Here is a 13413-nt window from a genome sequence, read left to right on the forward strand (position 1 = left end):
TCTATCCTTCGAAATGTGTCTGACGTATCGTTTTGTGACGGGAGGTACAATCACCGGCCATGACAAGCCTGACCGAGGCCTACGACGGGAGCGCACGGGAGGTGACGAGTTCCAGGCGGCTGTATGCCGGGACGGTACTCGTCTTGCTTGGCGCGATCCTGGCCGTCGTCGCCGTGCTTCTGGCGACGACCAACCTTTTCGGAGGGTACGCGACGACGCTCTCGCCGGGGATGGATGCCCACTACGCGTCGATCCGGATCGCGGGTGTCCTCGCCGGGCTCGGCGTGCCGACCGCGCTCGTCGGCGTCTTCCTCGTGTTACCGGCCGGTCGCCGCGTCCAGGCCGCCGCCGCGATCAGCGTGAGCCTGTGCCTGCTCGGCGTCGTCCTCTTCTGGGACGCCTACCCCCATCATTGGCGAGGCTACAACAAGGACCTGACACTGCGTGTCTCAGCCGTCTACCTGCTCGGGCTCTTTACCGCCGTCTGGAGCCTGTTTACCGCCGTCGTCAACTTCAAAACGCGTAACGACCCCGGTGGTGCCCTCGAGATGAACGTCACTCGCCACAACCAGACCGTCGTCGAAGTCACCGAATCGAACGACTCGGGTGGGCTCGGCGGGATCGGCTTCCTCGGTGGAACGCCCGACGGCGAGGTCGAAACACAGACCAATACGGACGACGCTGACGACACCACGTTCTCGTACGACGATGCGTCGGCCCAGTCGACATCGAAATCGACATCCGGCAACGGCCGCACTCGAGCCCAGGCTGCCGGCGTGGCGACCAGTGACGGCGGCACGGCCGCCTCGGATATCTCCTCGCCGCTCGATGCTGGCGACGGTCGTGACGCAGAGATCGTCGACGCGCCGACGGAACAGCCAACCGAAGCTACGGACCGCTACTGTGGCAACTGCAGCCAGTTCGAATACGTTCGCTCGTCGGACGGGATGGTCCCCTACTGTGCCCACCACGAGACGGCGATGGACGATATGGACGCCTGTGCGGAGTGGACGCCGAACAACTAGCCGTTCGACCCGATCCCGATCCTCTCGGTCCTGTTGTGTTTTCATCTCGAGGATGTCAGTTCCGAACGCCCTCGAGTGATCGAACTCGAAGCCGTCGGTCTAGAAGCCGGCTGCCTGTCGTCCCATCTCGAAGCCCCACTGGGGGACCTCGTAGACGATCAGGGCGACGATCAGCAGTTCGAGGACGGTGATGATCACCGTTACCAGATCCGCGCGACTACTGCTGACGGTGACACCTGTCGGGAGTCCGTACTCCTGTTTCAGCAGTGGGTAAAATAGCGCGATCCCGCGCCTGCTGCCCGCCATGTCGAGCACGTAGTGGGTCAAGACGCCGATCCAGACGTACTCGAGGTTGCCGAAGACGTACGGGAAGGCGAGAAAGGCGGCCAGAAGCGGCAGGTTGTGTAACGTTTTGCGGTGTTTGCCAAACGCCGTGTCGATGTCGGGCACCATCGCCCCGAGCGTCACCGGTACCCCGATCGCGACGATCGTCCGAAACGTCTCGAGATCCCCTGCTGGCTCGAGGAGATACCCCAGTCCGAGACTCAAGAGGATGGCATTGAGTACGTGTCCCTTCTTGTTCATCTACCCGCTACTGGCGACGCGAGCCTCGAATAGTTTTCTTTCGGGGACTGTCTCCGTGTGGTACTAATCTGTCTACTGCGAATCAATCGCCGCGAGTAGGTCCTCGAGTGCCTGGTCGACGGTTTTCGACCGGACAGCGGCGCGGTCGCCGTCGAAGACGTATCGGGAGACGGACGCAAACGACGACTCGCTGCCCCATGGGCCGGCGTAGGCGACGCCGATGTAGACGGTGCCGACCGGGTTTTCTTCGGTTCCGCCGGTCGGGCCGGCGATTCCCGTCGTTGCGACGCCCCAGGTAACGTCGGTGACGTCCCGAACACCCTGGGCCATCTGGCGGGCGACGGGTTCGGAGACGGCGCCGTGTTCGTCGAGTGCCTCACGGCTGACCCCGAGATGGCGACGTTTGGCGTCGTACGCGTAGGTCGCCAGCGCCGAATCGAAGTAGTCGCTTGCGCCCGGGACGGCCGTGATGGCAGCCCCGATCAACCCGCCAGTACAGGACTCCGCGACGGCGACGGTTTCGTTGCGGTCTCGAAGCGCGTCGCCGACTGCTACAGGGAGGTCGCGATCGATGTCGTCGGTCATGTTCATATGCGAGCCGACGCGTTGCTGGACCGTCAAAGCCGAGGGTCGAGTGGGGCGCTGTCTCGCCGACGAGAAACGGAAAGAACGACGGTCCGTGGCCCCCGTGCTTCCGATATGAACTACGAGACGCCGCTGTTCTTTCACGTGATGGAGTATGCGGGGCGGGCGGACCGCGACGTGATCGACATGGTCAGCGGCAACCCCGACTGGGAGCCGCCGCAGGCGCTTCGTGACGGGCTCCACGAGTACGCCGACCTCGAGCCCGACCAGTTCCAGTACCCGCCGAGTCACGGGTTGGGCGAGTTGCGCGAGGAGATCGCCGCCCGCCGGGGCGTCGACAGCGAGCAAGTCGTCGTCACGAACGGGGCCGGTGAGGCGAACTACCTCGCGATGGCGCGCGCACTCGAGCGCGACCGCGGCGACGAGATCATCCTGACGGACCCGGTCTACCCCTACTATCCCGGGAAGACGACGATGCTCGGCGGGATACAGCGGTTCGTCCCAACGGACGAGACAGGCCAACTCGATCCTGCCGACGTCCGCGCCGCCGCGAGCGAGGAGACGGCGGCGATCGTGGTCAACTCGCCGAACAACCCGACGGGCGCGGTCTACCCCGAGGAGACGGTCGAGGCGCTGGTCGAGATCGCCGAGGAGTACGACGCAATCGTCGTCAGCGACGAGGTGTACGACCACTACGACCTCTCGGGGACGTTCTCGAGTGCGCTCGCTGTCGACTCGGACCACCGAATCATCACCAACGCGTTCTCGAAGTCGCTGGCGATCACGGGCTTTCGCGTCGGCTACGCGATCTTTCCGCCGGAACTCGTCGAAGACGCCAAGAGCCGACACATGCTGGTCAACGTCGCCGGGAGCCGTCCCAGCCAGTACGCCGTGTTACACGCGCTCCGGGAGACGGGACCGGAGTACTACGAACAAAATCGCGAATTACTCCGCGAGCGCGTCGAGACGTTCACCGACGCGTTGGATGCCGCAGGTGCGTCGTACACGACGCCGCAGGGTTCGTTTTACGTGCTGGCGCGCTTCGACGGCTATCCCGGCACCCTCGAGAACGTCGAACGGCTGATCGACGAGGCCGGCGTCGCCGGAATGCCCGGCGAGGCGTTCGGTAACTCGCGGTCGGAGTGGCTCCGGTTTGCCCTCGTGACGCCACGCGTCGAGGCGGCAGCCGAGCGACTAGCAGCCTACTTCGACTGACGACGGAGTTGGACGGCTGTTCGACACCGACCGGTAACTATCGGAGCGTGCCCGACCACGAGCAGTCGGTACACGTGAACAGGCCAGCGCCGTTGGTTGTCTCGCTGTCACAGGCCGGACAGGACAGCGAGCCGGCGGCACCAATCGCGCCGGCCGTCTCGGTCGGCCGGAGGACGCCTCGAGCGGTCGGCGTCGGCAGTGAGTAGCCGGAGCGGTCACCCTCGTAGGGGAATCGTTCGTTGTCCGTGCGGTCGGTCGTCGAGTCGCTGGAGTTCTGAATGAGCTGGGATGTCATGGGGTTGGTGAAACGGTGATGAATCATCACCGCTGTTGTCTGGCTGGAAGGCCAACGTTCTCCTAATTAATGTTGGGGCTAAAACAATTATGATGATGGGCAGAACAGCAGTATGTCCTAGTATGTATTAGGTCGGTATTATATGTCGTGCCAGCAGCGGATGGTAGACACGACCGCGTCTCGTGAGAGACAGCTCTCGGCCGGGACCGACGACTACTCGTGTCGGGGCGGGAAAACGGCTGGTATGAGTGGAATCGACGTCGAACCGGTCGATGAGACGGACGAGGACACGAGGACGGACGATGACGGCGCACACAGTATCGAGGTGACGCCAACGGACTCCGTGACTGACGACGAACAGGAGACGATCGACGTCGCGCCGTCCGACGAGCCGTTCGACGGCCCCGATTACGTGCTCTACGGCGGGAAAGGCGGCGTCGGGAAGACGACGATGGCCGCCGCGACGGCCCTCGAGAGCGCCCGCGGCGGGACCAGCACGCTCGTCGTCTCGACGGACCCGGCACACTCCCTGTCGGACACCTTCGAGACCAACGTCCCGGCCGAACCCGGCCGCATTCGAGAGGATATCCCGCTGTATGGTGCCGAAATCGACCCGGAGCGCGCCATGGAAGAGGGCCAGGCGGCCTTCCTCGGCGGCGAGGGCGGTCCGGGGGCTGCTGGTGCTGGCGGTCCGATGGGTGGGCTTGGCGAACTGCTCGGCGGTGAGGAGTCGCCGATGGACGCCCTCTTCGGCGGGGCAATGCCCGGTGCCGACGAGGCCGCCGCGATGCAGCTCTTGCTCGAGTATCTGGACGACCCACGATTCGAGCGCGTGGTCGTCGACACCGCACCCACAGGCCACACCCTCAGACTGCTCCAGTTGCCCGAACTGATGGACTCGATGATGGGGCGCATCCTCAAGTTTCGCCAGCGAATCAGCGGGATGCTCGAGGGCATGAAAGGGATGTTCGGCGGCCAGGAGCCGCCAGAAGACGAGGCCGACCTCGATGATCTCGAGGAACTTCGGGAGCGGATCGAACGGCTTCGGGCGGTCCTGCGCGATCCCGCCCGAACGGATTTCCGGATCGTCATGGTGCCCGAGGAGATGAGCGTGTTCGAGTCGAAACGCCTGCGTCAGCAACTCGACGAGTTCGACATTCCGGTCGGCACCGTCGTCGTCAACCGCGTCATGGAACCACTCTCGGACGTCACTGACGACGTCCACGGCGAGTTCCTCGAGCCCAACTTAGACGACTGTGCGTTCTGCCAGCAACGCTGGGATGTCCAGCAATCCGCACTTGTGGAAGCACAGGACCTCTTCCGTGGAACCGACGTTCGCCGGGTTCCGCTTTTCGCTGATGAGGTTCGCGGTGAGGAGATGCTCGAGGTCGTCGCGGCCTGTCTACGCTGAGCCGCGGCTCGTCACGTAGCGACGGCTGAACGCGTTACTCGTCGTCGAGTGGAACGACGGTGACCGGTCGATTACTCTCGAGTAACACGTCCTGAGCGATGCTCCCGAAGAGCATCTTGCCGACCGGCGACTGATCGCCATTTCCGAGCATGATCACGTCGCTGTCCTGTTCGGTCGCGAGTTCCAGAATCGTCTCGGCCGGCTCACCGACTGCCTCGTGAACCACGTACTCGACGTCACCCGCCTCGAGGCTGTCGACGACGGCCTCGACCGCCGCCGGAATGCGATTGCTCTCTCGGACGTTCGCCGCCATCTCCTCCGTGTAACTCTCGGAGAACCCGCCGGCTGCCCACTCGGCGTCCGGCGTCGTTTCGTCGTGAACGTGAACTACGTCGATGTGAATCTCGTCGGCCGTTGCGGGGATCTCGAGGACGGCGTCGACCTGGGCACGCGCTCGCGCTTCGTTTGTATCAACTGGCAGTAAGACACGGTACATAGTCGATGTTTGGTTTCAGAGGGCAAAAATGATCCTTTCTCGCCACTGTAGCCGCGTTTTGCTACCGACACACATGTTCCGATCGCGGAGAGACTCGTCACTCACGCATCGCTGGCTCGTCGACCGGCGACTCGAGTCGGACGGCATAGAGCAGGAGGCCAGCGGCGACGACGGTGCCAGTGGCCAGCAGCCACCACGAGCCACGGTAGCCGACGGTGTCGGCGAGATAGCCGAAGGCGGGTGGGGCGACGACCGAACCGGCGACGAGCGAGAGCTGGCCGCCGGCGGTCGCCCCGCCCATCTCGTCGGCCGAGACTAGCGTCGCCATATACGAGTAGTAGACGCCGGTGTTGCCGAGGACGAAAAAGCCGAGCGCGGAGAACGCGATGGCAGCGCCCCACGGACTCGAGGTCGTCGCGACGACGACGAACAACACGGCACTGGCCAGGGCCTGAACGATCAGGATCGCGCCGATCCGGTGTTGTGGGTCACCGGGAAGGGTGTCGCTCAACCAGCCCGTGAGGAGACGGCCACCGCTGCCAAAGAGTTGGACGAGCGCGAGGACGACGCCACCGAAGGCGACTGAAGCGCCGACCGCTTCCTCGACGTAGAGGACGGTGTAGCCGGTCGTCGTAAACAGCGCCGCGCCGAGGAAAAACCCCGCGGCGACGAATACTCGGTAGGGTCGGTTATCCAACAGGCCTCTGAAGTCGGGATACGACGCCCGGCCACCGTCCCTTCGGTGTGGATACCACAGTGCAAAACAGCCGGCGACGACGACGCCGACACCCGCGGCGAGCAGAAAGCCGGCTTGCCAGAACAGAATCCCTGCAAGCCCGGTCACGAGGAGTGCACTGATCCCGCTGCCGGCGGTGACGCCGACCTGTTTGATGCCGATCGCGAGGTTCTGCCGGCCCGCGGGGATGGTGTCGTAGATCGCCTTGTTCGTCCCCGGCATCGCCGTCGCATACAGCGACCCGAGGACGAACACCGCCGCGAGCAAGGCGGCATACGTCGGCGCGCCGGCAACCAGCGTGACGCCGGCGGCCAACCCGACGAGGCCGAGCGTGAGTGTCCGTCCCTCACCGAAGCGATCGACCACCGCGCCGACCGGCAACAACCAGATCGCGTATCCAAGCGTGAGCGCGGTGACGACGAGCCCCACCGAAAACCTCGAGAGACCGAACTCGTCGCGGAAAAACGGCGTCGCCGCGAAGACGGCGTAGTAGCAGATACTCGCCGAAACCTGCCACAGAGTCACAAGCGAGACGGTCCGCCAGTACGATCGGTCCATCGAATGTCGCGTGCTTACGCGGGGACGTGTATCACTGTGCTGATCTCGGTGGTGTATTCGACAGCCGGGACGTGGGGTCAACCGTCTCCTACCATCACTCGCCGTCCCACTCGCCGCCGACGCGGTCAACACCCATCATCGACTTGCCAGGATGGTCGGTGAACACGACCTTCATGTTCTCGTCGGGGACGTCGAACGTCTCGCCGAGAAACGCCATGGTGGCGACGGCGAACGCACGTTTGCGATCGAACGGTCGACCCCGTCGGATCTCGGCGTCGAGAAACACCAGCGGCCCTTCGACGGCCCGTCCGAGGTGGAGATCAGCCGACTCACGCTCGCGGATCGTCACCGCGACGTGACCCGCCGTCGTCGCCATCTCCGTCGTATACAGTTCCGTCACCCGATCCGCAAGTGCCGTCTTTTCCTCGGCCGACAGCGACAGCGTCGTATCGAACTGCAACAGGGGCATACCTCGAGTTGGCCAGCCGCCGGTTTGTGGGTTCCGACGGACGAGCGAGCGAAATGCGGACTCGAGTCCCCCGCGCTCGAGCCAGGCCGTTTCGAAACCACGCCAACTTATCACGATCCAACTAGTCATCTGTTTACTTGACACTCGATTACACACCGAAATATTCGTGATATTTATTGGCGGAGATCGACACTATTTATACTGACTGCTGAAAACAGATTCAAAAATGGTGTACGACTCTCGAAAAACACTTCAAAAGTTCATTCAGAACATCTGGCTATATCTGTGGCGGCTCAACGCACAGACGAAAGCGTACCTCACGCTCGATGGGCCGGCCATGGTCAAAGATATGGACGGTGTGTCAGACGAGGAAAAACGCCTTGCGGAAAAAGCGTTCAGTGACGGTGGCCAAACGGCCAGTGATGAAGCCGGGTCGGCTGCCAGCGCTGGAGGCAGTGGTGACGGGCAAGGTGGCAACGACAAATCGCCCTTCGACGTCGACGGCTCGTACGGTCTTCGTCAAAAAATCGGCTTCGTCCTCGGCCCGGTGTTGTTCGCGCTCATTTTCCTCGCGCCGACACCGGCTGGCCTCGAGCCCGCGGGACAAGCCGTCGCGGCTGTCACCGCGTGGGTCGCCGTCTGGTGGATGTCGGAGGCGATTCCGATCCCCGCGACGTCGTTACTGCCGATCGTCCTGTTCCCGTTGACCGGCGCGCTTCCGGTCGATGCGACGACACCGTCGTACGGGCACCCGCTAATCTTCCTCTTTATGGGTGGCTTCTTCCTCGCCATGGCGATGCAGCGGTGGGGGCTCCACAAGCGAATCGCACTGCGCACGATCAAGGCCGTCGGCACGAAGCCCTCGCGACTCATTCTCGGCTTTATGATCGCCACGGCGTTCCTCTCGATGTGGGTCTCGAATAGCGCGACCGTGATGATGATGGTCCCCATTGCGCTGGCAGTCATCTATCAGACCGCAGATCTGGTCGACGAAACTGGCCTCGACATCGACACCAGCGAGGGCAACTTCTCGTTCGGGATCGCGCTCATGCTCTGTATCGCCTACGGCGCGTCCGTCGGCGGGGTCGCGACGCTCATCGGCACGCCGCCGAACATCCTCTTTGCAGGGCAGGCAGGCGAACTCTTCGGGACGACCATCGGCTTCGCCGAGTGGATGCTCTACGGCGTCCCAATCTCGATCGTCGGCCTCGTGGCCGTCTACATCTACGTCACTCGCATTGCGATGTCCCCCGAGTTCGACCGGTTACCGATGGGTGCCGACACGATCGATCGTGAACTCACCGCGCTCGGTCCGATGCGGTCGCCGGAACGGTGGGTGCTCGTCGTTTTTATCGGAATGGCTGCCACCTGGATCGGTTCCAGCCTGCTCGAGCCAGTGCTCGGGATCACGCCGCCCGACGACGCCGACACGATCGTCGCCATCGGCGGCGCGTTGGTTCTGTTCACCCTGCCGACGAAGACCGAAGACGGTGACCGAACCTTCCTGCTCGACTGGTCGAACGCGGTCGATATCCCGTGGGGGGTTATCCTCCTGTTCGGTGGCGGCCTCGCGATCGCGACCGGCTTCGGTGAAACCGGCCTCGCAGTCTGGATCGGCGAACAGCTCCAGTTGCTCGAGGGCGTCTCGATGGTCCTCATCCTGCTGGCCGTCGTGATGATGACGATCTTCCTGACCGAAGTGACCTCGAACACGGCGACGACGGCGATGTTGATGCCGATCCTCGCCGGCGTCGCGGTCGGGATCAGCGTCCACCCCTACGGACTCATGATCGCGGGTGCGACCGCGGCCTCCTTTGCGTTCATGCTGCCGGTTGCGACGCCACCAAACGCGATCGTTTTCGGCAGCGGCTACATCACGCTGCCCCAGATGGCCCGCGTTGGGGCTGGTCTCAACGTCATCGGGATCATCCTGATCACGATCGTCGCGATCGCGTGGCTGCCGTTTGCGTGGGGGATCGACATCACGACGCTCCCGTCGGCGTTCGAGGCGGCGTTTAACTCGTAGCGATCGACGCCCGACCGGGCGGACCGCTCTTTTCGATTCGACCAGCGTTACTCGATAGCCAGTCACAGCGCTCTCTCCTCGAGCCCGAGTCATAACTATCAGTAATCGGATTCCAACCGACTGAGAACCGGCGTCGTGGTTGATACCACTCTCGGCACATGACTTGGATGAGACGGAATGCCAGACTCGGACTCACTCGCACAGCAACAGACTGACGCCATCCTTGAGGCACTCGACGACTCGAGTCCGGCGACGACTGCCGAACTGGCGACCACACTCGAGACACACCCGATGACTGTCGAACGCCACTGTCAGATGCTGCAGCGGGATGGCTGTATTCGCCGCTGTACGGGCGGGATGTACACGCTCGTCGAAACCAGTACGGAGCGACTGCCGACGCGACTCGCGGACTGACTGGTTGTTCGACGCGCTCGAAATTACCGTCGCTCGAGGGATGGCTTGCTCTTGTTTGTCTCGTACTCGTTGGCTGTCCCGACAGCGGACGGCGACGGCTCGCCGCCTCGGAGTTCGGTCGTTGCACACTCGAGACAGTAGTGATTGTAGCCGACAGACCTCGTATAGATGGGAATGCCCGCAACGGCGTACTCCTCGCGGTAGCGCCGAACCATCCCCTGCTCGACTCGTGTGCCACAGGCGACACAGCGTTCGGAGCACTGTTCGTCGGGACGGATCACTCGCTGGTCGACGCTTTGGATCCACCCGAACTGCGCCGGCGCGTGGCGGCGCTCGAGTCGGACATCTCGAATCAGCTAGCAGCTATTGGGTATATGACATGAATATTCCGCTGACTCTCGCGGTCGGCGTCCTCGAGGCCCAAAACGGAGACGAGTTCAGACGAGTTTCTGCAGGAGCCGATAGCCTGCATCACGCAGCGTGTCGGGCAAGAACCGGGCGTAGACAGCGTACTGTGCGAGCGCGCCAACTGGGTACCGAGCCGGCGGTTCGGAGACGGTGCTCGCCTCGAGGATCGCATCCGCGACGTCCTCGGGCGAGGAGGCGAAGGGACCGCCCGAGCCGCCGCCGATGAGCTGCATCTCGTCGTACAGTTCGTACAGCGTCTCGTAGGCCGGCGTTCGCTGGTCGCCGGGTAACTCCTCGTCGACGCGCTCGGTGAAGTCCGTCTCGACGGGCCCGGGTTCGATGACAGTGACGTCGATGTCGAACTCTTCGACTTCCGCGCGCAGCGCGTCGCTCATCGCCTCGAGGGCGTGTTTCGAGCCCGCGTACGCGCCCGAGCCGGGGATCGAGATCCGGCCGACGACGCTCGAGACGTTGATGATCTGTCCCTCGCCCTGGGCGCGCATGTGGGGCAGTGCAGCGCGGACGAGCCGGTGGGGACCGTAGACGTTGACGTCGAACTGTCGGTGCAGGTCCGTCGTCGAGATGTCCTCCATCGGCCCCATCTGGGCGTAGCCGGCGTTGTTGACCAGACAGTCGATCGAGCCGCCGATTTCGACGGTTTGCTCGACCGCCCGTGCGACCTGGTCGGGGTTGGTGACGTCGAGTTCGAGGGTTGTACAGCCCGCCTCCTCGAGTGCCTCGATATGGTCGGTGTTTCGCGCCGTTGCGAACACCTGCCAGTCGTTCTCGAGAAACGCTGTCGCGGTCGCCCGGCCAATGCCCGACGAACAGCCGGTGATCAGCACGCATTTCTTTCGGGTGTAGCGGTCGTCTCTCTGGTCCGTTTCGTGATCGTCCTCGACGACGGTGCCAACTGGCCCGTCGTCGGTTTCCTCGACGTCCTCAGCGGTGGCCATACGTGACTGGTTCGAGAGACGATACCTAAGTATCGACGGTTTGTCGCGCTCGTCGGACGGTCCAATTGGCGTAAGTATTGTTTCTCGAGAATGCCTCGAGTCAGCAGTGGGACGAACAGCCCGAAAGCCCCCGATCCAGTCGGATCGCGCGCCTCGCTGCGCGCTCACTTCGTTCGCGTGCTTGCGTCGTCGTGCGTGGCCGACTGGCCCGGCCCCTTTCAGTCCCACCCGCGCGCGGCTGGTTGGGTAGCTATCGCCGGTGGATAGTCAATCAGCTCTCGAGCGTGGGTCGGCAGGACTCTCGCACGCGGTTGATCGTCACTCCTCGAGGCCGCGTTTGGCCTCGCCAGCGTAGCTGTCGGCCAGTCGGACGGGCTCGGGGAGCTTGTACGAGTCGGAAAGCGCGAGGATGATGTCGGCCGCGGTGTCGGGCCCGACGCGGTGGCCGGGGCTGACGTACAGCGGGTTGATGTACCGATTCGGCGAGTCGTACTGGCGCGTCTGAACGGCATATCCAAGGAGGGTGCCATCGGGCGCATCGACCCGCGCGTTGGCCTCGATTGGCACTCGAGTCCCCGCTTCGAGGGTCTCGAGGTCGCCCTGTGGCGAGCCACAGAGTAAGCTCTTGGCGACACCAATGGCTGGCACGTCCCGGACGACGCCAATGTGGGTCGCAATACCGGCCTGACGGAAGTGGATGCGCCCGCTGCCATCGAAGAGGAACAGATCAGGCTCGACGGAGAGTACCTCGAGCGCCTCGAGGATCGGCCCACCCTCGCGGAACGCGAGCAGGCCTGGGATGTAGGGGATCTCGAGTGGCGTCACCGCGTGGACGCGCTCGATCACCTCGCCGCCGCGCATGGCGACGACGGCGGAAAGCGCGCGATCCTGCTCGCCGTCGGCGTTGGTGAGAAACGACTGGTCGACGCCGGCGACGATCGGCGGCGCGTCGGCACTCGAGGATGCCGCTAACGGGTCACCGAGGACGGCGGGGTCGAACGCGAAGTCGTCCTCGAAGGCGGCGGCGTCCGCGATTTCGCGCTGGAGGGCTTCCATCTCCGCGCGCTCAAGTCGGGGATCGGGTGCGAGGTCGGGCCGGGGTGGAGCCATAGCTGCTCGAGGATTGGCAGCGGGCGAAAATCAGTTTCAGGGTTCGAAACGAGGGCTCAGAAGCGACGCCGACCGCCCGGCCCACCGGGGCCACCAGGACCGCCCGGCCCACCGGGACCACCGCCGCCGAGTTGGAACTGACTCGGTGTTCGGACGTTCTGGGTGCGTTTGACGTACTCTCCGTAGCCGAGCCCGATCACGAGGCCGACGAGGTGGGCCATGTGGGCGATGTTCCCCCCGCCCCCGGTGCCGATGAAGACAACGCTGATGAGCGCCGTCCCCGCCGTCAGCACCCAGATCGGGACTGGGAGGATGAAGTAGAGATAGACCGTCAGGTTCGGGTTCAGAATCGTGATCACACCCATGATCGCGAGTGCGGCACCGCTCGCGCCGAGCACGCCGGGTGTGAATGGGGTGATGCCACCCTGTAAGATCTGGATCCCGATCTGGCCGAGTCCGGCAAGCGCACCGCTGACGAGAAAGAGGATCGCGAACTTCTTCGAGCCGACGTAGCGCTCGACGAGCGGGCCGAAGAAGAATATCACGATGCTGTTGAACACGATGTGCATGAAGCCGCCGTGGGCGAAGATCGACGTGAACCACGTCCAGACGTACTCGGGGTTCTGTGGCGTCAAGACGAACACCGTCCGCATCGTCCCGGCACCGAGTGTCGCCTGCACGACCAACTGTAACAGGAAGGTAATCCACATCAACGCGAGGAACGTGTAGGTCGCGTTCCCGCGGAAGTACGCGAGTGGCCCACCTGGACCCGTATCGATCGGAAGTTTATCAGTGATGCTCGAGGACTGCGCCGTACTGCCACTGTTCCCGACGCTGTCGTCAAAGCCGCTGTCGAACACCCCTTGCGGATCGTTCCAGTTCTGCAGCCCCGTACAGCTGTGGTTTTCGGGGAGCCGGTGTTCTGAACAGTAGGTCCCCCCGCAGTGCCGACAGTTGTAGGGCATGCTTTCTTCTTTCCCACAGACGTCGCACGTGGCCATTGCCCGGGGATATGTGTGGCACCGCTAAGGGATTTGGGGTTCAGGCCGTCTCGTCGGTTTGCGCTCGCGGCGACGGCCTCGAGTCGTCGGACTGTACATTTTTGCCCACCCAACCCGGATATC

14 protein-coding genes and 1 pseudogene are annotated in these 13413 nt (G+C 63.6%); 5 read left to right on the top strand and 10 right to left on the bottom strand.

The features are described from left to right. The first annotated feature begins 59 nt into the window (after positions 1–59). Positions 60–1025: a cell division protein CdpA domain-containing protein gene (locus tag BW940_RS01620; RefSeq protein WP_076607431.1), complete on the top strand. Its 966-nt coding sequence runs from the start codon at positions 60–62 to the stop codon at positions 1023–1025. A 99-nt stretch (positions 1026–1124) separates the two neighbouring features. Here the strand turns inward: BW940_RS01620 and BW940_RS01625 are convergent, their stop codons facing one another. Both BW940_RS01625 and BW940_RS01630 read right to left on the bottom strand, forming a co-directional pair. Continuing rightward, on the bottom strand, positions 1125–1610 hold the full coding sequence (locus BW940_RS01625; RefSeq protein WP_076607432.1) for a metal-dependent hydrolase: 486 nt from the start codon (positions 1608–1610) through the stop codon (positions 1125–1127). Between the two features lie 72 nt (positions 1611–1682). Next, complete coding sequence (locus BW940_RS01630; RefSeq protein ID WP_076607701.1) at positions 1683–2195, bottom strand: CinA family protein; 513 nt, start codon at positions 2193–2195, stop codon at positions 1683–1685. Between the two features lie 114 nt (positions 2196–2309). On the opposite strand from BW940_RS01630, the gene BW940_RS01635 reads away from it, so the two are divergent. Then, positions 2310–3410 (top strand): pyridoxal phosphate-dependent aminotransferase, encoded by a 1101-nt coding sequence (locus tag BW940_RS01635; RefSeq protein WP_076607433.1) that lies wholly within the window; start codon positions 2310–2312, stop codon positions 3408–3410. A gap of 37 nt (positions 3411–3447) precedes the next feature. Here BW940_RS01635 and BW940_RS01640 read toward each other — a convergent pair whose 3' ends face one another. Beyond that, the gene (locus BW940_RS01640; RefSeq protein ID WP_076607434.1) at positions 3448–3705 is read right to left on the bottom strand and encodes a hypothetical protein; all 258 of its coding nucleotides are present in this window, start codon (positions 3703–3705) and stop codon (positions 3448–3450) included. A gap of 244 nt (positions 3706–3949) precedes the next feature. Between BW940_RS01640 and BW940_RS01645 the strand changes: the two genes are divergently transcribed. Beyond that, the gene (locus BW940_RS01645) at positions 3950–5116 is read left to right on the top strand and encodes an ArsA family ATPase (RefSeq protein ID WP_076607702.1); all 1167 of its coding nucleotides are present in this window, start codon (positions 3950–3952) and stop codon (positions 5114–5116) included. Positions 5117–5150: 34 nt separating this feature from the next. Here BW940_RS01645 and BW940_RS01650 read toward each other — a convergent pair whose 3' ends face one another. From BW940_RS01650 to BW940_RS01660, 3 genes are all read right to left on the bottom strand, one after another. Next, positions 5151–5612, bottom strand: coding sequence for a universal stress protein (locus tag BW940_RS01650; protein ID WP_076607435.1), 462 nt, complete (start codon positions 5610–5612; stop codon positions 5151–5153). 97 nt (positions 5613–5709) lie between these two features. Then, positions 5710–6906 carry an MFS transporter gene (locus BW940_RS01655; RefSeq protein ID WP_076607436.1) on the bottom strand — a complete coding sequence of 399 codons (1197 nt, stop codon included), beginning with the start codon at positions 6904–6906 and terminating at the stop codon, positions 5710–5712. A 94-nt stretch (positions 6907–7000) separates the two neighbouring features. Then, a complete protein-coding gene (locus tag BW940_RS01660; protein WP_076607437.1) occupies positions 7001–7375 on the bottom strand; it encodes a tautomerase family protein in 375 nt (124 codons plus the stop codon). 226 nt (positions 7376–7601) lie between these two features. On the opposite strand from BW940_RS01660, the gene BW940_RS01665 reads away from it, so the two are divergent. Both BW940_RS01665 and BW940_RS01670 read left to right on the top strand, forming a co-directional pair. Next, positions 7602–9401: an SLC13 family permease gene (locus BW940_RS01665; protein ID WP_076607438.1), complete on the top strand. Its 1800-nt coding sequence runs from the start codon at positions 7602–7604 to the stop codon at positions 9399–9401. A 177-nt stretch (positions 9402–9578) separates the two neighbouring features. Continuing rightward, complete coding sequence (locus BW940_RS01670) at positions 9579–9815, top strand: DeoR family transcriptional regulator (protein WP_076607439.1); 237 nt, start codon at positions 9579–9581, stop codon at positions 9813–9815. A 23-nt stretch (positions 9816–9838) separates the two neighbouring features. Here BW940_RS01670 and BW940_RS01675 read toward each other — a convergent pair. The 4 genes and pseudogenes from BW940_RS01675 to BW940_RS01690 all read right to left on the bottom strand — a co-directional run. Then, positions 9839–10156: pseudogene (locus tag BW940_RS01675) on the bottom strand (hypothetical protein); the annotation flags it as partial. A gap of 96 nt (positions 10157–10252) precedes the next feature. Next, positions 10253–11179: an SDR family oxidoreductase gene (locus tag BW940_RS01680; protein WP_076607440.1), complete on the bottom strand. Its 927-nt coding sequence runs from the start codon at positions 11177–11179 to the stop codon at positions 10253–10255. A gap of 318 nt (positions 11180–11497) precedes the next feature. Beyond that, complete coding sequence (locus BW940_RS01685; protein WP_076607441.1) at positions 11498–12289, bottom strand: endonuclease V; 792 nt, start codon at positions 12287–12289, stop codon at positions 11498–11500. Positions 12290–12345: 56 nt separating this feature from the next. Further along, positions 12346–13290, bottom strand: coding sequence for a rhomboid family intramembrane serine protease (locus BW940_RS01690; protein ID WP_076607442.1), 945 nt, complete (start codon positions 13288–13290; stop codon positions 12346–12348). Positions 13291–13413: the final 123 nt, after the last annotated feature.

Source organism: Natronorubrum thiooxidans, from assembly GCF_900156475.1.
Classification (GTDB): Archaea; Halobacteriota; Halobacteria; order Halobacteriales; family Natrialbaceae; genus Natronorubrum; species Natronorubrum thiooxidans.